Consider the following 24,380-nt stretch of genomic DNA (forward strand, 5'->3'; position numbering starts at 1 on the left):
CTACTTCCGGTTCTCAGACCAATAGGGATAGTTCGTGAAGCGATCTCGCTGCTCCAGTTCTGAGGCAGTGGGCGGTTGCAGCGGCGTAAATCTGACGCCGGTCAGCCCCGCGTCATGCCATGCCACCTTCATTAATTCATCAAAAATAAAGTTTCTCGTGAAATCGATAAGGTAAAAAGCATGAACGTCCCAAGGCAATTTCAGGAAATGCATGTCGTTCAACATCAGTATCCCGTTATTGGTCGGAGCGTCCCGAGCGGTCGGAAATCGTTCATTGTACCGAACGACATTAGACTTTTCCTCGTCGAATTTCTCGATCACGCGGATTACGTCCATCATCCAATAGGGCTCGACCGGCCCTCCTGTACCGTCGACGGTAATGCATTCGGCGAATTCGAATGCGTCCGGATCGATGGCAGAAAGCAGTGCTTTCGCACGTGTCGAAACGTAGCGCTTTCCGAGACCATACATGTCCAGCAGCCGATCATCGTCCACGCCCACCACCAGCGCGGGAGAAGTCCGTAGTGGAGGAATGCCGAACATGGCCGGTATTGGCCTCCCTTTGCGTGGGAACTCGTGGGTACCGCCCCAGCGTCCGCCGATCAATGCCTCGTGTTTGTTGACAAAGGAGAAGTCGCTGGCATTGTAGTCTGTGTCATTATCGACGAGGTAAAAACGCCGCCTCTCGCCACTATTCCAAGTCATGGAAGGATCTCCTGACGCGCCTGGACATTGGGCAGCGCTCGGGATTGGGAACGGACGACTCCGACCGCGCCGGCGAAACAGCGCCACGCAGATCGTCGAGCGGCGCAGCGTGGCAGAGTTAAGTGCGTACGCCTCCTCGAGCTGGTCGGCCAGAATACGATGCACGAGCTTGGCGGCATGCGATCAGCCTCTCCCATAGATGACGATGAACATGACCCGGTCGCCAGCCACCTGATCGTCCGTTGCGGTATAGATCACCACGAGACGAGAGTTGGTGAGAGAAAGTACGAGCGTCGCTGAGAGCCGGAGCGACCTATTCCTCGCCGAGTGCGCCTCTCTGAACTCTGGATAGAGGTTGAGATCTACGAGCTGGAGATTCCGCGCGGCCGCAGAACGCAGGAAGGCGCCGATAAACAACCCTGGCTCCGCAACGCCGCGACTTAGCTCCATGCCAGATGCGTATACCTGCTCCGTAATCATCGTCCCGCCCGCGCACACCCTGCCAATAAAGACGGTGGGGATTCGCGCCAAATTGGACCCACAGGAATAGGGTGTAAACTTATAGCGCGTGGTCCGCCCGACCGAAGCGTCGGCAACCTTTGCTTCGGTACTGAGCCGCCTCCCGATGCTCTCAGGATCCAACCGGACATCGTGATCTAGGTTCGCGAGGATCGCCGTGTAGACCTGGCTCGGACCCCACGGCACCACTTGCCATTGACCGCCTCGTTCCTGCACGGGATCTTGATGCTCCGACGCGGCTCGAAGCGCAGCCAGTTGCTCTTTCGCCTCCTGGAGCCCGGGTGCTCGGAAACCGAAGTCAAGAGTCATCACGCGCCCGGTATCTGAGTGCGACACGGGAGGCGAATAAACCTGCACCTTGCCGTCATCGTCGTTCGCAGCACGCTGATAGAGTCCCTCTGCCCGCGCCAAGTTACGCGGAACGCCGTCTCCTCTCTCGAAACGCCGGCCGAGTTCCAGTTGCGCTAGCTTGTCCCCGGTCCTAGCTCTCACGGCGAGAGCCTGAACATCAGCCGGCGCTCCACCGGGGCGCAGACTGACGTCCTGATATGAGGCCCCGGCCGCGCAACCGGATAGAAGAAATCCAGCACAAATAGAAGTCGCCAGCGATGAAGCCGGCAGCGAACCTGCTCGCCTCATGTTTGCGCCCGAGGCAGACAAAGCGCCGACGTCAGCAAACAGACTACCACAGAGTCTTCGACGTCAAGTGTGGACGCGAACCCCGCGACAGGCAGCGGAAGAAGGGACGGCGAGACTCGGACAGTCCTGCATGTGGGCCGACGTGAATTCCAAGATCTCTGATGCGCCAATCCCGCCCGCGAAGCTTGATTGCGACGAAACGTCACCACGTGCTCGACGCGTGGCCGCAAGTGCGTTTTATCCCAAATCCGTAGCAACGTGTCCACCCTCCGCAGCGCCAATCTACACTTCATGACTCCACGGGCAAGATGAATTGAAATCGATATTGTCAAATTCGCCTCACAAGGGTCAATCATAGACAAAGACTTCCGAACAGATTCTCAACGTTCCCGCCCAGCCTGCGACACGGTCGACTGCAACGGGCTCAACAAATAGCTGATAATGCTTCGCGTGCCGGTACGGACGTCCACCGTAGCCGCGAGCCCCGGCGAAAGTGAATAGCGCCGTCCATCCGCGTCAACCCAGGAACGTTCCAGCGCGATCGTCGCAACATAGACGAGCCCGAGCTCCTTATCCTGCACGGCATCGCGGCTGATCGCGCGGACGCGGCCGGGCACCGCGCCGTACCGCGTGAACGGAAAGGCCTCGAGCTTGACTGACGCTTCCTGACCGACGCGGACAAAGCCGACATCCTTGTTGAGGAGCCGCGCCTCGACCTCCAGCCCGGCATCGCGGGGGACGATCACCATTAGCGGCTTGGCGGGCTCGACCACACCGCCGATCGTGTGCGCTTCGAGTTGCTGTACGGTTCCGTCGACCGAAGACACGAGACGCTGGAACCGGCTTTTCTGCCGCGCCTTCGTTACCTCCTCGCGCCGCAGGATCGCCTCTGCCTCGGCCTTGGCGAGATCGGTGAGGGCGGTGCGCCGCGCCTGTTCGCGGGTTTCTCGGACCTGGCTTTCGAGCTTGCGCGCTTCAGCCTCTCCGCGGGTGATCTGGGTCCGTGCCACGTCGCGCTCGCCCGACTCCAGCCGACGCTGCCGTTGCAGCTCGATGAGCCGCGCGCCTGGCGCATATCCCTTCGCATCAAGCCGGTTCATGCTGGCGATCTGCCGGTCGAGAAGCGGCACGGTATCCGAAAGCTTCGCAACCTGCGCGCGCGCCGCGTCCGCCTCCGAAATCGCCGACATCCGCGCGGCATTCAGGCTGGCCGTCGTGGCTTCGATTTCGGCGAGTTGTGCCGCGATCAGTCGATGCTGTGTATCGGCAATATCGGGCGGCGTACCGAACGGCGCTACGAACCGCAGCCCCTTACCCGATAGCGCATCGGCGATCGCCAGGTTGCGGGCAATCTCCAGTTCAGCCGCAGCCAATGCCTTCTCGGCCTGCGCGAGATCGGCGCCGACGAGAGTGGGGTCGAGATCGAGCAGCGCCTGCCCCTTGCGCACCTGGTCGCCATTGCGGACGTGGATGGCACGCACGACCCCCGCATCAGGCGACTGCACCAGCTTAACATTGCCTGCCGGGATGATCATGCCCGGCGCTGACGCCACCACATCGACACGTCCGAAGACTGTCCAGGCAATCGTAATCGCCAGAAAGACAAGCGCTGCCCAGGTCACCATGCGTGCGGTCGGGGATACCGGCTGCTCGATAACTTCGAGCGCCGCGGGCAGAAACTCGGTGTCCGCCGAGGGGACGAAGCGCTTGCGGCGTTCGCGGTCGTCGCGCAGCGCCTGTTTCAGCACCTCCCAGTGATGCCGCCAGCCGCTCATGCTGACACTCCGCTCTGGCGGCGATGGAGATCGGCGTAGCGACCGTTGGCGGCGAGCAATTCGGCGTGGCTGCCGCGCTCGACGATCTGACCCGCTTCCAGCGTGATGAGCATGTCGCACTGCCGTACCGCCGACAGCCGGTGCGCGATGATGATGACGGTGCGCCCTTCGGCGATCGCCTTGAGATTCTTCTGCACGATCTCCTCGCTTTCGGCGTCGAGCGCAGAGGTCGCCTCGTCGAGGATCAGGATGCGCGGTCGGGTTACGAGCGCCCGCGCAATGGCGAGGCGCTGGCGCTGGCCGCCGGACAGGTTTGTGCCGCGCTCCTCGACCGGCGTGTCATAACCCTGCGGCAGCCGGACGATGAACTCATGCGCCCCGGCGAGGTTCGCCGCCTGCATCACGCGCTCGAGCGGCATCGCGGGATTGGCAAGCGCGATATTCTCTCGAATCGACCGGTTGAAGAGCAGATTCTCCTGGAGGACAACGCCGATCTGGCGGCGCAGCCATGCGGGGTCGATCTGTGCGATATCGACGCCGTCGATCAACACGCGGCCCGAGGCAGGCACGTACAGCCGCTGGAGAAGCTTGGTCAGCGTCGACTTGCCCGACCCCGACGAACCCACAATGCCCAGGGTCGCGCCCGCAGGAACGGTCAGATCAACATCCTCGAGCGTCCAGGCGCCCTCCAGCCCGTAGCGAAACTTCACGCCCTCGAATGCCACATGGCCCTTCACCGCGGGAAGCGCGATGCGGCTGCCCGAACCGGGCTCGACGGGCTGGTTGAGCACGTCGCCCAGCCGCTCGACGGCGATCCGGACCTGCTGGAAGTCCTGCCACAATTGCGCGATGCGGATCACCGGCCCGGAGACGCGCTGGGCGAACATGTTGAACGCCACAAGCCCGCCGACTGTCAGGTCCTTCTCGATCACCGCCTGGGCACCGAAATAGAGGATCAGCACCATATTGATCTTCGAGATCAACTGGATGAGCTGCGATCCCGTATTACCGAGGTCGATGACCTTCTGATTAACCTGGCTGTAGCCCGCGAGTTGGCGATCCCAGCGATCCTGCCATTGCGGCTCGACCGCACCGGCCTTCACCGTCTGGATGCCGCCGATGCTCTCGACCAGCAGCGCGTTGTTGGCGGCCGAGCGCTCGAATTTCTCCTCAATACGGGCGCGCAGCGGCCCGGTGATGAAGAACGCGACTGCCGCGTAGCAGGGTATGGCGAGCACGGCGATCAGGAACAAGGTCGGCGAATACACCCACATCACGATCAGGAAGAGGATCGTGAAGAAGGGATCGACGAGCACGGTCAGCGACGCATTGGTCAGGAACTCGCGGATTGTCTCGAGCTGGCGCACCCGCATCGCAATGTCGCCGACTCGCCGCGCCTCGAAATAGGAGAGGTTGAGCCCGAGCAGGTGCCGGAACAGCTTGGTGCCAAGCTCGACGTCGATCTTCTGGCTGGTGCGCGAGTAGAGGCGCGTCCGCAGCCATCCGAACAGCGTCTCCCACACGGAGACAACGCCAAATCCGAGGACAAGGATCGTCAGCGTGTCCAGCGTGTTGTGGACGAGCACCTTGTCTATCACGTTCTGGAAGAACAGCGGCGAGGCGAGCCCGAGCAGGTTGATGGCGAGGGTTACCAGCAATACCTCACCGATCAGCCGCTTGTACTTGACGATCTGCGGGATGAACCACGAAACGTCGAACGCCCGGCTGACGCCTCCCACGCCCTCGCGCGTCGCGATCAGCACCAACTCGCCGGACCACATCGCCTGCAGCGCGTCGCACGTGACCTTGAGTATTTGCGGCTGCACGCCATCGAGGCTCGGGCATGGCGGCTGGATAATCGCTTCGTCCCCGCTGACCTGCGCAATCACGAACCAGCCAGCCGGACCATTGGCGAGCGCAGGCAACGGGGTGCGCGCAAGCTTTTCGTAGCGCGTCCAGACACCCCGCGCGCGCGCATCAGCCTGCCGCCGGGCCAAACGCTTCAGGTCGTCTGCATCGACCGGGCGGTGATGGCCAAGGCTGTGCCGAAGCTGACCGACATCCACCGCGATCCGGTGTACCGCGAGCACCGTTGCGAATGCGACAAGCCCGCTATCGTCAACGCCATCCCGCGCGGTTGCAGTCTCCGGCATGTCCCCCTCGCTCATGGCAGACGCTCGCCCGCCGAAGAGGGCGCTTCACGCTGCAAAGCCGCCGGGCCTGTCGCGGGTGCGATCTCCGGCGATGTATTCGGCTCCGATGGCGCTACCTCGGGCGTCCCAAAGGCGGGGGGCATCCGTTCGGTGCGCTGTGGCCGATCGCTGGTGTGACTGGCGTCATCGAACAAGCGGAACGCAGCATCCCAGGGTAGCGCCGCTCGTGTTTCGACCTTTCGGGTATAGGCGGCAGGGTCGTAGAGACCGGTGCCCGTCATCAGCCGCCCCGCGTCGAGTTGACCGATCCTGCGCAGGAGCGCGGCTTGGGCGACATAGGCATCTCGCCGGCTGGAGATCAGCCCGATCTCGGTTTCGCGCAGCTGGTTCTGCGCGTAAAGGACATCGAAGGTCGATCGCAGCCCTTCGCGATATTCCTCGAACGTCCCTTCATAATAGATGCGCGCCGCCTGAAGCTGCACCTGCTGCGCCTCGGCGTTGCGGCTGGCCGATGCCCAGGCGTTCCAAGCGCCGAGCACCGCATCGGTCACCTGGCGACGCGTCGCCTCTATCCGCAGGAAGTCGGCAGTATTGCGGTTCTTCGCCTGCGCAATCAGCGCCTGCACCCGACCGCCATTCGCCAGCGGAATCGTCAAGGTCACGCGGGCTGCGAGACTGAAATCCTGATCGCGGCTATCGAGCGGCGAAACCGGGCCATTGCTCCCGGCGGTACCGCGCAGTGCGATTGTCGGACTGCCCTCGGCCCGCGCGCCCGCGATCCGCGCGCGCGACGCGCGCTCGGTTGCGATTGCCGCGGCGAGGTCCGGATTGGCGCGCGCCGCAGTCGCCAACGCCTCGTCGATCGAGGCGGGCAGCAACGGCAGAGGCGGCTCGGGTGCGAGGCGCCCTGGCGTCCGCCCGACGATGGCCGCGAAACTCGACCGGCTCGCCTCAAGCTGCGCCTGCGCAGCGGTGCGCTGTACTTCGGCCGCTTTGAGCTGGGTCTCGGCCTGCGCGATGTCGGTGCGCGTAAGCTCGCCCGCCTCGCGGCGCGCGACTACTTCGTCGAGGGTTGCCTTCAGCACGCGCACATTGCGCTCGCGGATCCGCAGCGCCTGAGTGTCCCTCCGCACATCGGCATAGGTTGCGATCAGGTTGACCAGCAAATCCCCCTCGACGCCGCGAAGAGACTCCCGGCCGGCGCTACTCTCGGCGCGGGCGGCACGCACTTCTGCACGCGCACGCCCCCCGGTCCATAGCGGCTGGTCCACGACAAGCTGCGTCGTCACGTCATTGCGCTGAATGTCGGGACTGTTGAGCCGGTCCACCAGCGGGCGCCCGGCCTGGGTGATCGCCCCCGGATCGGTATAGTCATATCCTGCGGAGGCCTGTAGCTGGACCGTCGCGCGCGTTTGGGACAGTGCCAACCCGAGATTGTCGTCCGTCGCGCGCAGATCATAGCGGCTCGCGCCGAGTGCGGGGTTGGATTCATAGGCTTCGGCGATGGCGGATGCGAGATCCTCGGTCGGCGGCAATGGATCGACGACGACCTCGTCTTCGATCTTCGGACCGGGGTAGCGGGAATGGACAGGGTTGAGCGCCTGATCGCGCGATTGGGCGAAGGCAGACACGCAGAAGGTTAGACCAGAAAGCGCCGCAAGTAGCGCCGATGTCCGCGTGAAACTGGCCATCAACGGACGAAGGCCGCAGTGCGGTGGCAGCCAAGCGTCACCGCCCGATCCAGCGCGGCATGGAAAACCGCAATTCGATAGGCGCGCGCCCGCTTGCCAAAGCCCGGCGACACGTAAATCGACTGCGCAGCTTTCAGCAGTTCGGGCGGAATCGGCAGCATCCCTGGGTCGCGATCGCCAGCGAATCCGGGATCAACCCTAGCCAGATCGGGAACCAGATCGCGCCAACGGGTCGGCGCGCCGCCGTTCACGCGGATGACTGCCTGCGAGTGATCGGAGCGCCTCGGAAGGCGGATAGCAATGGTGCCGTGGCGGTAGAGTGCATTGCCGCCGCGGGTCGCAAGGCGACAACGCCGCTCGCCGGAAAACCGGTCGACGACAACTGTCAGTTTCCAGTCACCGACCGCCACGCGCTGGCGCAAGGACAAATAGGAATGCGCCTCCCCAGTATCGGGAAAAAACAGTACCACGAGCGCCAGCAAACCGGCCAGCACCGCCCCCCTCTTAACACTCCGCATCAATCCCCCCGTAGCACCGCCCCAATGCACGGCACCATCGTTTGCTTTCCCCCAACGTCGCAAACACAGATGACAGATGCCTGATCTATCGACGAATAGGAAGAGTGTCCGTGGCATAAACAATGGCAGGCTCCGCTTCTTCGCCCCAATGGACGGGCACCAAATCCGCAACCAAGATCACGCGGCAGCGGCCGTCGGCAGGACCTGGTCTTGGCGACGCAGCAGCCCGACCGCACCCGACCATCTCTTTCTCAATGGGATTGCGCGTGCTGCGGCTGGGTCCGCAGCACCGCATGCCTGGCTGGCGGCGCCGCGAGGAGCGCTCCCCGGCAAGGCCGGCGCATATCAAGCTGCTCGCCTATGCCGACAGCTTTCTTCAGGGGACCGACTCGCAGGCCGATCTTCCGACGGTTGTGCCCCTGCTCGGGCAGCCGCTCGTGGAGACCTGCCTGCGCGTCCCGAGCTGGTGCTGGTTCGAGGACGGCCGCAACCGCGCCGTCGCGCGTCGGGCCTTCGCGTCGGTGCTGCCCGAGGAGATCACTGGCCGCCGCTCGAAGGGCTCGCCCGATGGGTTTCTGGGCGAGATCTGCGAACGGCACGGCGCGGCGTTGCGCGAAATGCTGCTCGGCGGCCTGCTCGCACAGCAGGGAATCATCGATACCGCCGCCGTCGAGCAGGCGTTGGACGCGGCGGGGCCGATGGCGCCCGCCGACTTCGGACGCCTGCTGCGGCTCGCCGACGTCGAGGCTTGGGCGCGGAGCTGGTCGAGCCGAAGTGCAGCGTGAAGCAATAGCCATTCGGGTCAGGGCACTGCGCGGGCGATCAGCTTTGCGCGCATCGCTTCCCATCGCCGATATTGCGCGGCCTTGGCGGGGTCAGAATTTTCGTGTCGCTGCAGCCAGAAGGCGAACCAGTCGAGATTGCGCTCGTAGATCGCCCGGCGATGTGCGGGCTGCCATTTCATGTGATGCTCGCCGGGAAAGATGTGCATCTCGACGGGCTTGTCCTTCTCGCGCAGCGCAGTGAACGTCTCCAGGCCGAGCAGATATTCCTCGTCGGCGAGCTGCATGAGCAGCGGCGTATCGATATGCTCTGCGTTGAGCGCCAGCGAATAGGGACGCCAATAGGTGCTGGCGTCGCCCGTCGCCGGTGGCGCGCCCATCTTGCGCTGCATTTGAGGCTGTCGATTGACGCTGCCCGATCATGCGTCTGCCATTTTCAGACCTCCGCGACCGCAGTGGAACTCCTTCTGGCTCAATTGCCAAACGGTTGGCCGCAGCGGTTCGTATCAATCCGGCGAAAAAACCCGGGCGCGGACCCGGGCGCGAGCCTGGCATCCCGAAAATTATCCAATGATTTCAATGAGTTTTGGCGGAGCGGGAGGGATTCGAACCCTCGATACGCTTTTGGCGTATACTCACTTTCCAGGCGAGCGCCTTCGACCACTCGGCCACCGCTCCGCATTGCACTGGAAGGCGCGTGCACTAGCCGGTGTGGGCGGGCTAGGCAAGCGGGGCTGCGCGTGCCAGTTTCCGGCTATGCTCAAGCACTGCCTCGCGCTCCTCGCGCTCGCCACTCCGGTCGCCGCCACGGCGCAGACCGCGCCTGCCCCCACCCCTGCGGATGCCATCGATTCGGACTGGCACCTGATCCCCGACAGCGAGATCCTGGTGATGACGCTGCAGGGTGGGCACCAGGTGTTCATCCGCCTCGCCCCGCGTTTCGCCCCGGCGCATGTCGCCAATATCCGCAAGCTCGCCGAGGCGCGCTGGTGGGACGGGACCAGCGTGTACCGGGTGCAGGACAATTATGTGACGCAATGGGGCGACGCGACCGAGCAGAAGCCGCTGCCGCCGCTCGTCATCCCCAATCCCGCGCCGGAATATGAATGGGGCGGGCCCTTCGCGGGGGTGACCAGCTTTACCCGTGCCGACCCCTATGCGCTGCGCACCGGGCACAGCGCCGATGGCTGGCCGCTGGCGACCGATGGCAAGACGAGCTGGCTGACGCATTGCTATGGCATGGTCGGCGTGGCGCGCGATCTGGCGCCCAGCACCGGCAGCGGATCAGAGCTCTACACCGTGATCGGCCACGCGCCGCGCCACCTGGACCGCAACATCGCGGTAGTGGGCAAGGTGATCGAGGGAATGAAATGGCTGTCCAGCCTGCCGCGCGGCACGGCCAATCTGGGGGTCTATGAGACCGAGGCGGAGCGCCTTCCGATCCTGTCGGTGCGGCTCGCCAGCCAGTTGCCCGAGGACGAACGCCCGCATTTCCAGTATCGCGCGACCGACAATCCGCGCTTTGCGGCATGGGTTCTGGGCCGCGAGAACCGCAAGAATGATTTCTTCAAGGTGCCCGCCGGCGGCGTCGAGATCTGCAACGCCGAGGCGCCGGTGCGCCGCGCGCGGTAAAGGGCTCGGGGCGACGCGACTGCCGCCCCCTTCCTCAGGCCGCGCGCTTCTCCAGCGCGTGCGCCGCTTCGGCCATCAGCGTCGCGAGGATTACGGCGACCGGCTCTTCCCTGGTCACCATGCCGACCGACTGGCCGGCCATCACCGAGCCATGCTCGACATCGCCGTCGATCACCGCGCGGCGCAGCGCGCCTGCCCAATAATGCTCGATCTGAAGCTGGGCCTCCATCATCTCGACCTTGCCCTCGTCGAGCAGCTGGGCGACTTCGCGCTGCTTGGCAGTGAACAGCTCGGCCCCCGCATTCTTGAGCGCGCGCACCGGGATCACCGGCAGGCGCGGGTCGATCTGGACGCTGGCGATCGCATCGCGGGCCGAGGCGCGCAGGAACGCTTTCTTGAAATTGGGGTGCGCGATGCTCTCGGTCGCGCAGACGAAGCGCGTGCCGAGCTGAACGCCGGCCGCGCCCATATCGAGATAGCCGGCAATCGCCTCGCCCCGGCCGATGCCGCCCGCGACGAACACGGGCACCTGTTCGGAGACTTCAGGCAGGATTTCCTGCGCCAGCACGCTGGTCGATACCGGGCCGATATGGCCGCCGGCCTCCATCCCCTCGACCACCAGCGCGTCGACGCCGGAGCGGATCAGCTTCTTCGCCAGGCTGAGCGCCGGAGCAAAGCAGATCAGCTTGGCCCCACCCGCCTTGATCGCGTCGATGCTGCCCGCAGGCGGCAGCCCGCCGGCCAGCACGACATGCGTGACGCCGTGGCGGGTGCACACCTCGATCAGCTCCATCAGCTTCGGGTGCATGGTGATGAGGTTCACGCCAAAGGGCTTGTCGGTCAGCGCCTTGGTCGCGGTGATTTCAGCGTCGAGCAGCTCGGGCGTCATCGCGCCGCATGCGATCAGGCCGAAGCCGCCCGCGTTCGACATGGCGGAAACCAGGTTACGCTCGCTCACCCACGACATCGCGCCGCACAGGATCGCGACCTCGCTGCCCAGAAATTCGCATCCGCGCGCCATGCGCCGGGCAAGGCGCTCGGCGCCGATCGTGTTCGTTGTCATGGCACCGGCCTAGCCGCGCGGGCAGCGCCCCTGCAAGCCCGCTTGCGCACGGGCGGCTATTTGGGCCGCTGGGTATAATCGATGCGGATCGAGACCCAGCTGCCGATCATCGGCTTGCCGCCCTTGCGCGGCGGGCGGACGAGGAACTGGAACGCCGCCTGGCGCACCGATCCGGCATAGCCCGATCCGCGCGGCCCCTCGCCCAGCTCCTGGCAATCGGTGACCTGATAGCGCGCGATCGTCCGGCACGCGATCAGCCCCCAGCCGGGTCCGCGCGCACGCGGCGAGAGATACGGACTGAGCTGCGCATCGGTCGGCCGGCGATACCATTCCGCGGCGTAGAGAGGCTCGCCATTGGGCGCGGTGCCCACCTGTTCGCTGTCGCCCGGCATCGAACCGCCGCCGCCCGCCTCCGCCACGTCGGCCGAGGAATCGGACGAAGACGGCGCGCTGGCCGGGGCCTTGGCGATGTCGGACGCGGCATAGTCGCGCCGGGTCATGCGGATGAACGGCAGCGTCGAATTGGGGGTGCTCACCGGCGGCGGCGGCGGGGGCGTTTCGGGCGGAGGCGGCGGGGGCGTCACCGGCTTCACTTCGGCCTTGGCGTCGCTCTTGGGCTTGGGCTTCGCCTTGGCAGCCTCTGCCTTGTCCGCCGCCTTCTCGCCGGACACGTCGAAGCCGAAGATCGCCGGGGTCTTGCCCTTGTCGGTGCCGGTCAGCTTTGGCGACAGGAAAAACAGCAGCAACAGCGCCAGCAGCAGCTCTACGATCAGCGCCAGCACGAACGCCGCGCCGCGACGCCCCAGCACCGTGCGCAGCCATTCGGGCAGCAGGGTCCGCGGCGGCGCTTCCATGGGGCTTAGGTCTGAACCTCGAACGACGGCGGACGAGGGGAGACGCCCTCACGATCCGCGACCAACACCATGGATACGGCGCCAACGCGACCGAAAAATGTCAGGAAAGGGCGGACCGGCGGCGCGGCACGCCCCCTCCCCTTACGCCGCGTCTTCGCTGTCGAGGCCATAGGCGGTGTGCAGCACGCGCACCGCCAGTTCGGTGTAATCCTCCTCGATCAGCACCGACACCTTGATTTCCGACGTGGTGATCGCCTGGATATTGATCCCGCGATCGCCCAGCGTCTTGAACATGGTGGCCGCGACGCCCGCATGGCTGCGCATCCCCACGCCGACGATCGAGATCTTCGACACGCGCGTGTCGTGGACCAGCTTCACATAACCGATCTCGTCCTTCTGCCGCTCCAGCACGTCGAGCGCGCGGGCGAGTTCGGCGGTCGGCACGGTGAAGGTCACGTCGGTGGACCCCGCCGAATGCGCGATGTTCTGGACGATCATGTCCACGTTGATCGAGGCATCGGCCAGCGGGGTGAAGATCGATGCGACCGCGCCCGGACGATCGGGGACTTCGGTAAGCGTGATCTTGGCTTCGTTCTTGTCGTGCGCGATGCCGGTGATGAGCTGGCGTTCCATATCGTCGATCTCCTCTTCGCCCACGATCAGCGTGCCGGGTTCGCTCGCGCCATCGGCGTCGACGAACGAAGACAGCACCTGGACGCGGACGCCTTCCTTCATGGCGAGCCCTACCGAGCGGGTCTGGAGCACCTTGGCCCCGACGCTGGCGAGCTCGAGCATTTCCTCATAGGTGACCCGCTTGAGCTTGCGCGCGCGCGGCACGATGCGCGGATCGGTGGTATAGACGCCGTCGACATCGGTGTAGATGTCGCAGCGATCGGCCTGCATCGCCGCCGCCATCGCCACTGCCGACGTGTCCGATCCGCCCCGGCCCAGCGTGGTGACGCGGTCGCCCTCGGCCACGCCCTGGAAGCCCGGGATGACGGCGACTTCGCCCTTGGCCAGGCTGGCGTCGAGCGCGACCGTGTCGATCGAATCGATCCGGGCGGAGGCATGTGCGCTGCTGGTGTGGATCGGCAGTTGCCAGCCGAGCCACGAGCGCGCGGGCACGCCGATCGCCTGGAGCGCGATCGCGAGCAGCCCGCTGGTGACCTGCTCGCCCGCCGATACGACGACGTCATATTCGCGGGTGTCGTACAGCGACGATGCCTCGCGGCAGAAGCCGACCAGCCGGTCGGTCTCCCCCGCCATGGCGGAGACGACGACGGCAATCTGGTTGCCGGCTTCCCACTCGCGCTTCACGCGGGCGGCGACGTTGCGGATACGCTCGATGCCGGCCATCGAGGTGCCGCCAAACTTCATTACGATGCGCGCCATGGCTGGTTGCTTGTTTCCTGCCCTTGGGAGAGATGGGCGAGGCTGATAGGAGGGCGGCATGGCAAACGCAACCAAAGCAACGATTGACCCCCGCGAAGCTGAACATTTCGGTCGTCTGGCGGCCGATTGGTGGAATCCAAAGGGCTCCTCGGCCATGTTGCACAGGCTGAATCCTGCGCGGCTGGGCTATATCCGCGAAGCGGTGGACGCGCAGTGGGGCGGCGATGCGAGCGGATTCGCCCCCCTTGCCGGGCGCACCGCGCTGGACGCCGGGTGCGGCGCCGGGCTGCTGGCCGAACCGCTGGCACGGATGGGCGCGCAGGTGACCGGCGTGGATGCGGCGCCCGAGAATATCGGCGCGGCGCGCGCCCATGCCGAGGCCGGGGGGCTCGCGATCGAGTATATCGCCGGCGAGGTCGAGCAGCTGGCCGGGCGCCAATTCGATCTGGTGACGTCGATGGAAGTCGTCGAGCATGTCACCGATCCCGCCGCCTTCGTCGCGACGCTGGCCGGGGTGGTCGCGCCGGGCGGGCTGCTGATCCTGTCCACCCCCAATCGCACCGCGCTGTCGCGGCTGGCGATGATTACGCTGGGCGAAGGCACCGGCGCGATCCCCAGGGGCACGCACGACTGGAGCCAGTTCCTGAAGCCCGACGAACTGATCGGCTTGCTTGAGGCGGCGGGGATGCGGGTAGTCAACCGCGCCGGGCTGGGCTTCTCACCCGCGCGGGGGTTCGTGACGGGCACGGACGAGACGCTGAACTATCTGGTGACGGCGGTACGGGGCTGAACGTCCCCCCCCCCTCTCGTCACCCCGGGCTTGACCCGGGGCCCAGCTAACCATGGTGACGACCCATCGGGTGCGACTTTCGGAGCCCCGAACACGATTGGCTGAGACCGGAAGAAGCGGGGCCCCGGGTCAAGCCCGGGGTGACGGGATTGCTAAAACAACCGCCCGCCATCGGGCACCGCCACGCTCGGCCGCACCAGCACCACCTTGCCCTCGGCATCCGGGAAGCCCAGCGTCAGCACTTCGGACAGGAACTTGCCGATCTGGCGCGGCGGGAAGTTGACGACGGCGGCGACCTGGGTGCCGACCAGTGCCTCTGGCGTATAATGTTCGGTGATCTGCGCCGACGAGCGCTTGCGGCCGATCACCGGGCCGAAATCGATCAGCAGTTTGTACGAAGGCTTGCGCGCCTCGGGATAGGGCGCGGCCTCCACCACCGTGCCGACGCGGATGTCGACCGCCAGGAACTGGTCGAAGCCGATCGTGTCGGCAGGGACGGCGGCGGGATCGTGGGTGACGTGCATTGGCACAGCATATCGCGGGGCGCGCTTGGTTGACAGGGCCCGCCGCATTGCGGACAGCGCGCGGCATGGGCGAACCGAAACTGCACCCAAGCTGGCTGGCGCCGCTGCGCACGGAATTTGCGAGCCCGTATATGGCGGCGCTGCGCGCGTTCCTGGTCGCGGAAAAAGCGGCGGGCAAGCGCATCTTCCCGCCCTCCGCCAACTGGTTCCGCGCGCTGGACCTCACCCCGCTCGACCAGGTTCGCGTCGTCATCCTGGGGCAGGACCCCTATCATGGCGAAGGGCAGGCGCACGGGCTGTGCTTCTCGGTCCAGCCGGGCGTGCGGACCCCGCCCAGCCTTGTGAATATCTACAAGGAGATGGAGGCGGACCTCGGCATCCCGCGCGCGCCCCACGGCTTCCTCGAACATTGGGCACGGCAGGGCGTATTGCTGCTCAACGCGGTGCTCACCGTCGAACAGGGCATGGCCGCGTCGCACCAGAAGCGCGGGTGGGAGCAGTTCACCGATGCCGTCATCCGGCTGGTGAACGCCAGCCCGGAGCCGGTGGTGTTCCTGCTCTGGGGCAGCCATGCCCAGAAAAAGGCCGCGTTCGTCGACTCAGTCGATCGCGGCGGCCGCCATCTGGTGCTGAAGGCGCCGCACCCCTCCCCGCTTTCGGCGCATTCGGGCTTTTTCGGATGCCGCCATTTCTCGCAGGCGAATAGCTTCCTGACGAGCCACGGGCGAATGCCCATCGACTGGGCATTGCCGCCCATTCCAACGGAGAATTGAATACATGGCCGATGACGACGATGCATTCGTCTATGACGAAGCAACCGGCGAGTGGATCAGCGCCGCCGACGCAAAGGCCAAGGCGGAGAGCGCCGACACGGTCGAGGTCCGCGATTCGGTGGGCAACCTTCTCGCCGATGGCGACCAGGTGACGCTGATCAAGGATCTGACCGTCAAGGGTGCGGGCCAGACGCTGAAGCGCGGCACGCTGATCAAGTCGATTCGGTTGACCGGCGATGAGCAGGAAATCGACTGCAAATATGATGGGATAAAGGGGCTCGTGCTGCGCGCGGAGTTCGTCCGCAAGCGCTGATTGATCGAGCGGCTCGATCACACAGGGCGTGGCACTGCGTTGGTAGTTGCGAACCATTCGCAATATATCGGCTCCACACCCAGTGGAGACTCCCTATGCCCCGCGATCTCGCCAAGACGCTGACCTATCTGTCGATCCACCTCACTGTGGGCTTCACGGTCGCGTACGCCTTTACCGGCTCGCTGAGCCTGGCGGGCGGGATCGCGCTGATCGAGCCGTGCATCAACGCCGTCGCCTTCTTCTTCCACGAACAGGCGTGGAAGCGCGTGGACCGGCGCGCCTCGCTAGGCGCGCTGCTTCCAGCCTGACGGCGCGCGCCCGTCGGGAGCGCGCCTTCAGGGCATCAGAGCCGGACGCGCTCGTAATGCGTATCCAGCTGCGTGGCGAAGTCGTCGTCCCAGCCGGGCTCGCGCTCCGCGCCATAATGCGGGGCATCGATGTTCAGCACGTCCTTGTCGAGATTGACGGCATAGCCGCCGCGCTCGCTGTCATAGGACAGGACGTGCCATGGCAGCGGGTAATAATCCTCGCCCAGCCCGAACAGGCCGCCAAAGCTCATCACCGCATATTCGACCTTGCCGCTGCGCTTGTCGATCATCAGGTGGTGGATCGCGCCGAGCTTTTCGCCCTCGCGGTCATAGACCGAAGTGCCGTCGACACGTTCGGACGAAATCAGCGCGCGGCCTTCCTGGGCAGCGCGGGTCTGGGTGGCGGCTTCATAGGCCATGGCATCGTCTCCTGTTTGTTATCGGATACGGGGATAATGGGCGGGCACCGTGGGTTGTTCCCGAAAAAGCACAGGGTCACCGTAGCTTACGCCCCAGCAACATTGGCGGCTGACAGGGGCGCGATCGCGTTCTAGCCTTGGCCGACAAGGGGGTAGCCAAGATGAAGCCGTCGCGTCTGCTGGGTCTGGTCAGTGCCGTGTCGTTGCTCGCATCCTGTGGGGGCGGCGGCGGCGGCGGGGGCAGCGTATCGGTGCCGGGCGGGACCGGCACGGTGACCCCCACCCCCACGCCGACATCCGCCGCCAATGGCTGTACCCTGCGCGAGCGACAGGACTGGGCGGCGGCGCAGCTGCGCGAATGGTATCTGTTTCCCGAGACGCTGCCCACCGGGTTGAACCCCGCCGCCTATACCAGTGTCGACGACTATATCGACGCGCTCACCGCCAACGCGCGGGCGCAGAACAAGGACCGGTACTTCACCTATCTGACGTCGATCGCCGAAGAAAATGCCTATTACGCATCGGGCTCCAGCGCCGGGTTCGGCTTTCGGCTGGGCTATGATTCGGTCAACCGCCGCATCTTCATCGCCGAATCGTTCGAAGGCGGCCCCGCGCTGACCGCGGGCATCGACCGGGGGGCAGAGATCGTCGCGATCGGCACCAGCGCGGGCAGTCTGCGCACTGTCTCCGCGATCCTGGCGACGGAGGGGCCCGACGGCGTCAACAACGCGCTCGGCCCGTCGACCGTGGGCACCACCCGCGTGCTGCGCATCGCCGATGCGAGCGGCACCCGCGACCTGACCGTCGCCAAGGCCGATTACGCGCTGCCGCCGGTGTCGAGCCGGTACGGCGCGCGCATCCTGGACGATGGCGGCACCAAGATCGGCTATCTCAACCTGCGCACCTTCATCGAGACCGCCGACCCGGCGCTTCGCACCGCCTTTGCCCAGTTTCGCGCGGCGGGGGTGACCAAGCTGATCGTCGACCTGCGCTACAATGGCGGCGGGCTGATTTCGATCGCCGAGCTGATGGGCGACCTGATGGGGGCCAATCGCGCGGCGTCGGACGTGTTCGATTACGTCACCTTCCGCCCCGAAAAATCGGCGGAAAACAGCGTGCGCTATTTCCGGCCCCAGGCCGAATCGGTGGCGCCGACCCGGATCGCGTTCATCGGCACCGGCGGCACGGCGTCGGCGAGCGAGATGGTGATCAACGCCTTCGTCCCCTATCTCCACACCAATGCCGGGCTGATCGGCACCAACACCTATGGCAAGCCGGTGGGACAGATCGCGCTGGACCGCACCCAGTGCGACGACCGGCTGCGCGTGATCGCGCTGGCGGTGCAGAACAGCGCGCGGCAGGGCAATTATTACAACGGCCTGGCGAGCACGATGGAGGCGAGTTGCCGCGCGGTGGACGACATCGCCCACCCGCTGGGCGATCCGGCGGAGGCATCGACCCGCGCGGCGATGGACTATCTGGCGGGCCGCAGCTGTACCCCGATCAGCGCCAGCCTGGCGACCGCGAGCGCCGAGCGCGTGGCGCTGGGCACGCCCGAAACGCGGCTGCTCACCCCGGCGCGGCCCAGCCCGGTGCAGCGCGAAGTGCCCGGCGCCTATTGAGGGCGGCGGGGGCATTCGTTGTCGAAGTTTAGGCTGCGGAAGCCGGTTTCGCCCGAAGCGCCCGCGACGCGCCGGGCAGGCGCCGGCGAGGCGACACCGACGCGACACCGCCGCGCCACCCGCGCGCCCCGGACGCGCCACTAGCGCGCCACCGTCGCGCCGCCGGGAGGGCCGGGCGGCGCAGCGGGCGGCGGTGCGTCGCGCGCGAAGGGATCGGCCATGCGGCGGGCGTGGCTGGCCAGCACCTGGTCCCAGGCGCGATCGAACGGGGTGCCCGCCAGCCGTAGCCGCAGCCGATGCGCGCTGGACCGCGACATCCCCGCCGCGCGCGCGGCCTGCGCGACGCTGCCGCTCTCCAGCAGCGCGACGAGGAAGATACGCTGGCGCGCAGGCGTCCAGTGCGCGCGGCGGGCGGGCGAGTCGGCGTTCTTTGTTTGTTCCATTCCGCCTATGAAGCAGACCAGATCCTACATTGGAAGTCCCCGCGTCCGCGCCGCCCGTACGATCGGCGGAACCGACAACAGCACCGCCGCGGCCAGCCCGCCCAGCGCAAGCAGCCCGAGCGGCGTGACTCGCACCTCCGCCTCCATCACGACACGCTCGCCGAAGCGAATCGCGGCGCGGGCGGCCTGGGGCGTGGCGAGGGGATGGGGTTCGGGGTCCATGGCGGGGTCCTTGTGATGGGCGGCTTGATGCTTGTACCGAATATTGTACATATAGGCCATGTACTCGCTCAGCTTCTCCGATGCCCGCGCCAATCTCAAGGCCGTGATGGACCGCGCCGTCGACGACAAGGCGCCGGTCGCGATCACGCGCCAGAAGGGCGAAGGCGTGGTGATGATCTCGGCCAGCGAGTGGGAGTCGATCGAAGAGACGCTGTACCTGCTGCGCTCGCCCGCCAATGCCAAACGGCTGCTGGAGGCGATCGCCGGGCTGGAAGCCGGCGAAGGTGAAGAACACGAACTGATCGAGCCGTGAAGCTCGTCTTCTGGCCGAGCGCGTGGGAAGACTATCTCGCCTGGCAGGCGGAAGACCCCAAGGGGCTGGCGCGGCTCAACGCGATCCTGAAGGAATGCACGCGCGACCCGTTTCTCGGGATCGGCAAGCCAGAGCCGCTGGGCGGGAACCTGGGCGGCTGGTGGTCGCGGCGGATCGGGTGGGACGAGCGGCTGGTGTACCGGGTCAGCGGCAAGGGCGACGGGCGGGCGCTGGAAGTCGCGCAGTGCCGCTATCACTATTGATCCGCGCGGCGGGCGCTTGGCGATTTTAGCGCAAAATCGTATAAGAGCCGCATGGCACAGATGAACATCTCGATCCCCGACAAGCTCAAGAGCTGGGCCGAGCAGCGCGTCGCCGAGGGGCGCTACAGCAGCACCAGCGACTATGTGCGCGATTTGATCCGGCGGGATGCAGAACATGCCGAGAAGCTGGCCGCGCTGAAGGCTGCGATCGACGCGGGGCTGGCGTCGGGGGTTAGCGAGCGCACGATCGAGGACATCATCGCCGATCGCCGGAAGCGGGACGGCGTGGATTGATCCCCGTCACGCTCAGTCGTGGCGCCGATTCCGACCTCGACGGAATCCTCGACTATGGCATCGCGCAGCATGGTCGGGCCGTTGCCGAAGCCTATCTGCGGATGATCCATGCCGCGTTCGACCGGCTTTCGGATTTCCCCGAACTGGGCATTGCCCGACCCGACCTCTCGCCGGACCTGCGCAGCCTTCCGGCGGGCGAACATCGGATCTTCTATTTTGTGCGGGCGGAAAACGTGTTGATTGCGCGCGTGCTGCACAAGGCGATGGACCCGGTGCGGCATCTTTAGCCCTTGTGCACCGGTGCCCGTGTCGGAGGGCGGGTCGGCTATGCAGCTCCGGGAACCTCGGTCGCCCGGCTCCGCCATGCGGATTTGTTATCGATTTTAAAAGCGAATCATATTAGAACGCGCGCATGCCCAAGGCGATCGCTTATAGCCGGGACGCGCTGAAGGTCCTGTCGCGGCTGGATCGCCGGACGGCGGCGCGGATCGTCGCCAAGATCGAGCAACTCGCGGCGGAACCCGAAGCGCTGGCGAACAATGTAACCGCGCTGAAAGGCGGCGAGGGTTTGATGCGGCTGCGGATAGGCGACTGGCGGGTGGTCTATCACGACGGCGTCGTGCTCCAGATCCTCCGGGTGGCGCCGCGTGGATCGGCCTATGACTGAAGGAAGCGAGCCATGACCTACCAGCCCCAGCGCTTCACCGCACCCGACGGCACCGAGATGGTGGTGCTGACCGCGCAGGATTACGAGCGGCTGCGCGCGCTGGCCGAGGAGGGCGAGGATCTAGCCGATGCGCAGGCGATCAAGGCGCGGATCGATGCGGGCGAAGAGACGGTGCCCGGCGAGGTCGTGCACCTGATGGTGATCGACGGCCTGTCGCCGCTGGGCGCATGGCGGCGGTATCGCGGGCTGAGCCAGGCGGCGCTGGCGAAGCAGGCAGGGCTGAGCCAGGCGTGGGTCGGGCGGATCGAATCCGGCGGCGGCTATGGCTCGCGCGAGACGCGGCGCAAGCTGGCGGCGGCGCTGGATGCGCCGGTTTGGGCGTTGGAGGAGGGGGAATAACGCGCCCCTGCGGGTGCCGTAACCTATCGCGAACACCCACGCGGCATTCAGCCGGCTTGAAGATTGGGCATAGCGCCGCGCGTCGAGCATGAAGGAGAAAGAGTTGGGAGATTGGCAAATCGGCGAGGAGATCTCGGAAGCCGTAAATGAATATGAGCGACTGATCGGTCGACCGGCAACGGCTACACGCGCTATGATGGTGCGTTACGATCCCGTCGAGTTACTTTCAAGGTTGGTAAGAGACTCCAAAATTCAGCAAGGCCTAAAAGCTCTTGCTAAGGCCGACAGGCTTGACCTCAGCTTTGAGTCCATCGTGGTGCGGCACAAGGATCACCCTAGGCCCTGTTGACAAAGTTGGGCAACCATCTGCGGATGGCGGCGAGATTGAGGAAACTGGCGAAGGACAGCGCGGTCTTGTCGTAGCGGGTGGCAATGCGGCGTTGATGCTTGAGGTGCCCGAACATGCGCTCGATGCGGTTCCGGTCCCGGTATCGACGGAAGTCGCAAGCGATGGGTTCGCGCCGGTTGGCCTTTGGCGGGATGATCGGCAGGATGCCGCGGATCAACAGGTTCTCCCGGACCGCATCGCCGTCATAGCCTTTGTCGGCCAGCAGCGCCTTGGGCTTGTTGACCGGCAGCGCCATGAGGTCATCGACAGTGCCGTAATCCGACGCTTCGCCGCCGGTCAGGACGAAGCCGAGAGGGCGTCCCTGATTGTCACAGCGGGCGTGGACTTTGCACGTAAAGCCGCCGCGTGATCGACCAAAAGCCTCCTTATGAGTCCCCCTTTAGCGCCCGCTGCCGAAACATGGCCGCGAACCGTGGTGCTGTCGATCATGTGCTGCCAGTCGTCGGTCAGCCCGAAATCGACCAGCGTGGCCAGCATCGCATCCCAGACGCCTTGTTCCGCCCAACGCCGGAACCGCACATAGACCGAGTTCCACTTGCCGTAGCGCTCGTGCATGTCGCGCCAGGGGCAGCCGACCCGCAGCACATGCAGCATGCCGTTCAGAAATCGCCGGTTGTCATGGGCAGGGCGCGCCTTTCGGCCGCGCTCGGATGGCAGCAGGCCTTCGAGCACCGCCCATTCTTCGTCCGTGAGATCGCCCCGCGCCATTGCTGCTCCCCGCAAAAAGCAGCCTTGAATCAGAGATCAGGCCGTTTGGGAATCCACTTTGTCAACACAGCCTAGGCTAAAGCACGACGTCCAAGCGGCGGAATGGCGCCTAGAAAGAGCCCGCCGGGGAGATTTCGATTAAATGCATGGTGTGCCTGACCGCCGCGTCTAGCGCCCAAAGAACACTGCCCCGCCCTTAGCATAGAGCGAGGCAGTGGTCCCCAAATTCAATCCCGCTCCCGTCCCCCGCTCCCCATATACAGTTCGCTGCCGGTTTCCTTGAACACGCGGCTCATCTCTTCCATCCCCTTCAGCGCCGCCGCCTTGCTAGCCGCTGCGGATTCCGCGCCCGTCGGCCCGGTGGCGATGAAGCCCTCGACGCCCTGGTTCTGCTTTGCCGCAAACGCCCGCACTTCCTGCGAAATCTGCATCGAGCAGAATTTCGGGCCGCACATCGAACAGAAATGCGCGGTCTTGGCGCCCTCCGCAGGCAGGGTCTGGTCGTGATACTGCTCGGCGGTGTCCGGGTCCAAAGACAGGTTGAACTGGTCGCGCCAGCGGAACTCGAAGCGTGCCTTTGACAGCGCGTTGTCGCGGACCTGGGCTGCCGGGTGCCCCTTGGCGAGGTCGGCGGCGTGGGCGGCGAGTTTGTAGGTGACTACGCCGACCTTCACATCGTCGCGGTCGGGCAGGCCCAGATGCTCCTTGGGGGTGACGTAACAGAGCATCGCCGTGCCGTACCAGCCGATCTGCGCCGCGCCGATGCCGCTGGTGATATGGTCATAGCCGGGCGCGATATCGGTGGTGAGCGGCCCGAGCGTGTAGAAGGGCGCTTCGCCGCACACCTCCAGCTGCTTTTCCATGTTTTCCTTGATCTTGTGCATCGGCACATGGCCGGGGCCCTCGATCATGACCTGGACGTCGCTCTTCCACGCGCGGTGGGTGAGTTCGCCGAGCGTGTACAGCTCGCTGAACTGGGCCTCGTCATTGGCGTCGGCGATGCTGCCGGGGCGCAGGCCGTCGCCGAGCGAATAGGCGATGTCATACGCCTTCATGATCTCGGTGATCTCGTCGAAGCGCTCGTAGAGGAAGCTCTCCTTGTGGTGCGCCAGGCACCATTTCGCCATGATCGAGCCGCCGCGCGAGACGATGCCGGTGACGCGCCGCGCCGCCATCGGGATATAGCCGAGCCGCACGCCGGCATGGATCGTGAAGTAGTCCACGCCCTGTTCGGCCTGTTCGATCAGCGTGTCGCGGAAGATTTCCCAGGTCAGCTCCTCGGCGACGCCGCCGACCTTTTCCAGCGCCTGATAGATGGGGACGGTGCCGATCGGCACGGGGCTGTTGCGCAGGATCCATTCGCGGGTGTCGTGGATGTTGCGCCCCGTCGACAGGTCCATCACCGTGTCCGCGCCCCAGCGGATCGACCAGACGAGCTTGTCGACTTCCGCCGCGACGTTCGATGCGACCGCGCTGTTGCCGATATTGGCGTTGATCTTGACCAGGAAATTGCGGCCGATCGCCATCGGTTCGGATTCGGGGTGGTTGATGTTCGACGGGATGATCGCGCGGCCGCGCGCCACTTCGTCGCGGACGAATTCGGGGGTGACATAGTCCGGGATCGACGCGCCGAAGCTCTCGCCGTCGCGGACATATTCGGCCAGTCGCGCCCGGCCCAGATTCTCGCGCTCGGCGACATATTCCATCTCGGGCGTGATGATGCCGCGCCGGGCATAGTGCATCTGGCTGACGTTCATCCCCGGCTTGGCGCGCAGCGGCAGCTTGCCGGTCGTCGGGAAGGGCTCGACGCCGCCGCTGCGGTCGGGGCCGAGCTGGCCGTTATCCTCGGGGCGGACCTCGCGCGGCGTGACCTGCTCGACATCGCCGCGCGCCAGAATCCAGTCGCGGCGGATCGGGGCAAGGCCCGCCTGAATGTCGATGCGGGCGTCGGGATCGGTATAGGGGCCCGACGTGTCATAGACGCGCACCGGCGGCTCGCCGCTGCCGGGCTCGAGATGGATTTCGCGCATCGCGACGCGGCGCTCGCCGACATAGATCTTGCGCGAGCCGCGGATCGGGCCGGTGGTGACACCGATTTCGGTCCCTTCGACGCCGCCTGCGGCGACGCTCAGGACAGGCTTTGCGGGAATGTCGGCCATGCTCGTCTACTCCTTGTGACGGGGAGAGACG

General features: G+C 65.6%; 28 protein-coding genes, 1 tRNA gene and 1 pseudogene. 13 read left to right on the plus strand and 17 right to left on the minus strand.

Annotated elements, in window-relative coordinates; genetic code table 11:
* The 6 genes from ACG3SL_RS18570 to ACG3SL_RS18595 form a co-directional block, all read right to left on the minus strand.
* On the minus strand, positions 1 to 705 hold the full coding sequence (locus ACG3SL_RS18570) for an imm11 family protein (protein WP_448662641.1): 705 nt from the start codon (positions 703 to 705) through the stop codon (positions 1 to 3).
* Positions 706 to 888: 183 nt separating this feature from the next.
* Positions 889 to 1,533, minus strand: a complete 645-nt coding sequence (locus ACG3SL_RS18575) for a hypothetical protein (protein WP_448662642.1) — start codon at positions 1,531 to 1,533, stop codon at positions 889 to 891.
* 710 nt (positions 1,534 to 2,243) lie between these two features.
* Positions 2,244 to 3,638: an HlyD family type I secretion periplasmic adaptor subunit gene (locus ACG3SL_RS18580; RefSeq protein WP_448662643.1), complete on the minus strand. Its 1,395-nt coding sequence runs from the start codon at positions 3,636 to 3,638 to the stop codon at positions 2,244 to 2,246.
* Positions 3,635 to 5,791 carry a type I secretion system permease/ATPase gene (locus tag ACG3SL_RS18585; RefSeq protein ID WP_448662644.1) on the minus strand — a complete coding sequence of 719 codons (2,157 nt, stop codon included), beginning with the start codon at positions 5,789 to 5,791 and terminating at the stop codon, positions 3,635 to 3,637. The genes ACG3SL_RS18580 and ACG3SL_RS18585 overlap by 4 nt, the downstream gene beginning before the upstream one ends.
* An 11-nt stretch (positions 5,792 to 5,802) precedes the next feature.
* On the minus strand, positions 5,803 to 7,422 hold the full coding sequence (locus ACG3SL_RS18590; protein ID WP_448662645.1) for a TolC family outer membrane protein: 1,620 nt from the start codon (positions 7,420 to 7,422) through the stop codon (positions 5,803 to 5,805).
* A 59-nt stretch (positions 7,423 to 7,481) separates the two neighbouring features.
* Positions 7,482 to 7,976 (minus strand): hypothetical protein, encoded by a 495-nt coding sequence (locus ACG3SL_RS18595; protein WP_448662646.1) that lies wholly within the window; start codon positions 7,974 to 7,976, stop codon positions 7,482 to 7,484.
* A gap of 290 nt (positions 7,977 to 8,266) precedes the next feature.
* Between ACG3SL_RS18595 and ACG3SL_RS18600 the strand changes: the two genes are divergently transcribed.
* Positions 8,267 to 8,785, plus strand: coding sequence for an asparagine synthase-related protein (locus ACG3SL_RS18600; RefSeq protein ID WP_448662647.1), 519 nt, complete (start codon positions 8,267 to 8,269; stop codon positions 8,783 to 8,785).
* A 17-nt stretch (positions 8,786 to 8,802) separates the two neighbouring features.
* Here ACG3SL_RS18600 and ACG3SL_RS18605 read toward each other — a convergent pair whose 3' ends face one another.
* Together ACG3SL_RS18605 and ACG3SL_RS18610 are read right to left on the minus strand one after the other, a co-directional pair.
* Entirely contained in the window at positions 8,803 to 9,174 is a 372-nt protein-coding gene (locus ACG3SL_RS18605) for a prolyl oligopeptidase family serine peptidase (RefSeq protein ID WP_448662648.1), read from the minus strand.
* A gap of 195 nt (positions 9,175 to 9,369) precedes the next feature.
* Positions 9,370 to 9,460: transfer RNA gene (locus ACG3SL_RS18610), tRNA-Ser, on the minus strand.
* 78 nt (positions 9,461 to 9,538) lie between these two features.
* Between ACG3SL_RS18610 and ACG3SL_RS18615 the strand changes: the two genes are divergently transcribed.
* Positions 9,539 to 10,414: a peptidylprolyl isomerase gene (locus ACG3SL_RS18615; protein WP_448662649.1), complete on the plus strand. Its 876-nt coding sequence runs from the start codon at positions 9,539 to 9,541 to the stop codon at positions 10,412 to 10,414.
* A 34-nt stretch (positions 10,415 to 10,448) separates the two neighbouring features.
* Here the strand turns inward: ACG3SL_RS18615 and ACG3SL_RS18620 are convergent, their stop codons facing one another.
* The 3 genes from ACG3SL_RS18620 to ACG3SL_RS18630 all read right to left on the minus strand — a co-directional run bounded on the left by ACG3SL_RS18620 (position 10,449) and on the right by ACG3SL_RS18630 (position 13,723).
* Positions 10,449 to 11,435 (minus strand): NAD(P)H-dependent flavin oxidoreductase, encoded by a 987-nt coding sequence (locus ACG3SL_RS18620; protein WP_448665168.1) that lies wholly within the window; start codon positions 11,433 to 11,435, stop codon positions 10,449 to 10,451.
* Positions 11,436 to 11,533: 98 nt separating this feature from the next.
* Positions 11,534 to 12,331, minus strand: coding sequence for a hypothetical protein (locus tag ACG3SL_RS18625; protein WP_448662650.1), 798 nt, complete (start codon positions 12,329 to 12,331; stop codon positions 11,534 to 11,536).
* A gap of 141 nt (positions 12,332 to 12,472) precedes the next feature.
* Positions 12,473 to 13,723, minus strand: a complete 1,251-nt coding sequence (locus ACG3SL_RS18630) for an aspartate kinase (protein WP_448662651.1) — start codon at positions 13,721 to 13,723, stop codon at positions 12,473 to 12,475.
* A gap of 58 nt (positions 13,724 to 13,781) precedes the next feature.
* On the opposite strand from ACG3SL_RS18630, the gene ubiG reads away from it, so the two are divergent.
* Positions 13,782 to 14,513 carry a bifunctional 2-polyprenyl-6-hydroxyphenol methylase/3-demethylubiquinol 3-O-methyltransferase UbiG gene (gene ubiG / locus ACG3SL_RS18635; protein WP_448662652.1) on the plus strand — a complete coding sequence of 244 codons (732 nt, stop codon included), beginning with the start codon at positions 13,782 to 13,784 and terminating at the stop codon, positions 14,511 to 14,513.
* Between the two features lie 152 nt (positions 14,514 to 14,665).
* Here ubiG and ACG3SL_RS18640 read toward each other — a convergent pair whose 3' ends face one another.
* Positions 14,666 to 15,037, minus strand: coding sequence for a tRNA-binding protein (locus ACG3SL_RS18640; RefSeq protein WP_448662653.1), 372 nt, complete (start codon positions 15,035 to 15,037; stop codon positions 14,666 to 14,668).
* A 65-nt stretch (positions 15,038 to 15,102) separates the two neighbouring features.
* Here ACG3SL_RS18640 and ung point away from each other — a divergent pair, with 65 nt between their 5' ends.
* From ung to ACG3SL_RS18655, 3 genes are all read left to right on the plus strand, one after another.
* Complete coding sequence (gene ung / locus ACG3SL_RS18645; protein WP_448662654.1) at positions 15,103 to 15,810, plus strand: uracil-DNA glycosylase; 708 nt, start codon at positions 15,103 to 15,105, stop codon at positions 15,808 to 15,810.
* 4 nt (positions 15,811 to 15,814) lie between these two features.
* Positions 15,815 to 16,123, plus strand: coding sequence for an alkylphosphonate utilization protein (locus tag ACG3SL_RS18650; protein WP_448662655.1), 309 nt, complete (start codon positions 15,815 to 15,817; stop codon positions 16,121 to 16,123).
* A gap of 95 nt (positions 16,124 to 16,218) precedes the next feature.
* Positions 16,219 to 16,431 (plus strand): DUF2061 domain-containing protein, encoded by a 213-nt coding sequence (locus tag ACG3SL_RS18655; RefSeq protein ID WP_448662656.1) that lies wholly within the window; start codon positions 16,219 to 16,221, stop codon positions 16,429 to 16,431.
* Between the two features lie 35 nt (positions 16,432 to 16,466).
* Here ACG3SL_RS18655 and ACG3SL_RS18660 read toward each other — a convergent pair whose 3' ends face one another.
* A complete protein-coding gene (locus tag ACG3SL_RS18660) occupies positions 16,467 to 16,850 on the minus strand; it encodes a PRC-barrel domain-containing protein (protein ID WP_448662657.1) in 384 nt (127 codons plus the stop codon).
* 161 nt (positions 16,851 to 17,011) lie between these two features.
* Between ACG3SL_RS18660 and ACG3SL_RS18665 the strand changes: the two genes are divergently transcribed.
* Positions 17,012 to 18,472: a S41 family peptidase gene (locus ACG3SL_RS18665; protein WP_448662658.1), complete on the plus strand. Its 1,461-nt coding sequence runs from the start codon at positions 17,012 to 17,014 to the stop codon at positions 18,470 to 18,472.
* Positions 18,473 to 18,612: 140 nt separating this feature from the next.
* Here ACG3SL_RS18665 and ACG3SL_RS18670 read toward each other — a convergent pair whose 3' ends face one another.
* Together ACG3SL_RS18670 and ACG3SL_RS18675 are read right to left on the minus strand one after the other, a co-directional pair.
* The gene (locus tag ACG3SL_RS18670; protein WP_448662659.1) at positions 18,613 to 18,915 is read right to left on the minus strand and encodes a LysR family transcriptional regulator; all 303 of its coding nucleotides are present in this window, start codon (positions 18,913 to 18,915) and stop codon (positions 18,613 to 18,615) included.
* A 24-nt stretch (positions 18,916 to 18,939) separates the two neighbouring features.
* Entirely contained in the window at positions 18,940 to 19,137 is a 198-nt protein-coding gene (locus ACG3SL_RS18675) for a hypothetical protein (protein ID WP_448662660.1), read from the minus strand.
* Positions 19,138 to 19,195: 58 nt separating this feature from the next.
* Here ACG3SL_RS18675 and ACG3SL_RS18680 point away from each other — a divergent pair, with 58 nt between their 5' ends.
* From ACG3SL_RS18680 to ACG3SL_RS18705, 6 genes are all read left to right on the plus strand, one after another.
* Positions 19,196 to 19,450 carry a type II toxin-antitoxin system Phd/YefM family antitoxin gene (locus tag ACG3SL_RS18680; protein WP_448662661.1) on the plus strand — a complete coding sequence of 85 codons (255 nt, stop codon included), beginning with the start codon at positions 19,196 to 19,198 and terminating at the stop codon, positions 19,448 to 19,450.
* Entirely contained in the window at positions 19,447 to 19,713 is a 267-nt protein-coding gene (locus tag ACG3SL_RS18685; RefSeq protein WP_448662662.1) for a Txe/YoeB family addiction module toxin, read from the plus strand. Before ACG3SL_RS18680 ends, ACG3SL_RS18685 begins: the two co-directional genes overlap by 4 nt.
* 51 nt (positions 19,714 to 19,764) lie before the next feature.
* The gene (locus tag ACG3SL_RS18690) at positions 19,765 to 20,007 is read left to right on the plus strand and encodes a type II toxin-antitoxin system ParD family antitoxin (RefSeq protein ID WP_448662663.1); all 243 of its coding nucleotides are present in this window, start codon (positions 19,765 to 19,767) and stop codon (positions 20,005 to 20,007) included.
* Positions 20,004 to 20,294 (plus strand): type II toxin-antitoxin system RelE/ParE family toxin, encoded by a 291-nt coding sequence (locus ACG3SL_RS18695; RefSeq protein ID WP_448662664.1) that lies wholly within the window; start codon positions 20,004 to 20,006, stop codon positions 20,292 to 20,294. Before ACG3SL_RS18690 ends, ACG3SL_RS18695 begins: the two co-directional genes overlap by 4 nt.
* A gap of 125 nt (positions 20,295 to 20,419) precedes the next feature.
* The gene (locus tag ACG3SL_RS18700; protein WP_448662665.1) at positions 20,420 to 20,674 is read left to right on the plus strand and encodes a type II toxin-antitoxin system RelE family toxin; all 255 of its coding nucleotides are present in this window, start codon (positions 20,420 to 20,422) and stop codon (positions 20,672 to 20,674) included.
* Between the two features lie 12 nt (positions 20,675 to 20,686).
* Positions 20,687 to 21,073: a helix-turn-helix domain-containing protein gene (locus tag ACG3SL_RS18705; RefSeq protein ID WP_448662666.1), complete on the plus strand. Its 387-nt coding sequence runs from the start codon at positions 20,687 to 20,689 to the stop codon at positions 21,071 to 21,073.
* Positions 21,074 to 21,408: 335 nt separating this feature from the next.
* Here ACG3SL_RS18705 and ACG3SL_RS18710 read toward each other — a convergent pair.
* Both ACG3SL_RS18710 and thiC read right to left on the minus strand, forming a co-directional pair.
* Positions 21,409 to 22,190 (minus strand): annotated as a pseudogene (locus tag ACG3SL_RS18710) (IS5 family transposase).
* A 227-nt stretch (positions 22,191 to 22,417) separates the two neighbouring features.
* Positions 22,418 to 24,349: a phosphomethylpyrimidine synthase ThiC gene (gene thiC, locus ACG3SL_RS18715; protein WP_448662667.1), complete on the minus strand. Its 1,932-nt coding sequence runs from the start codon at positions 24,347 to 24,349 to the stop codon at positions 22,418 to 22,420.
* Positions 24,350 to 24,380: the final 31 nt, after the last annotated feature.

The organism is Sphingomonas degradans, assembly GCF_053502645.1.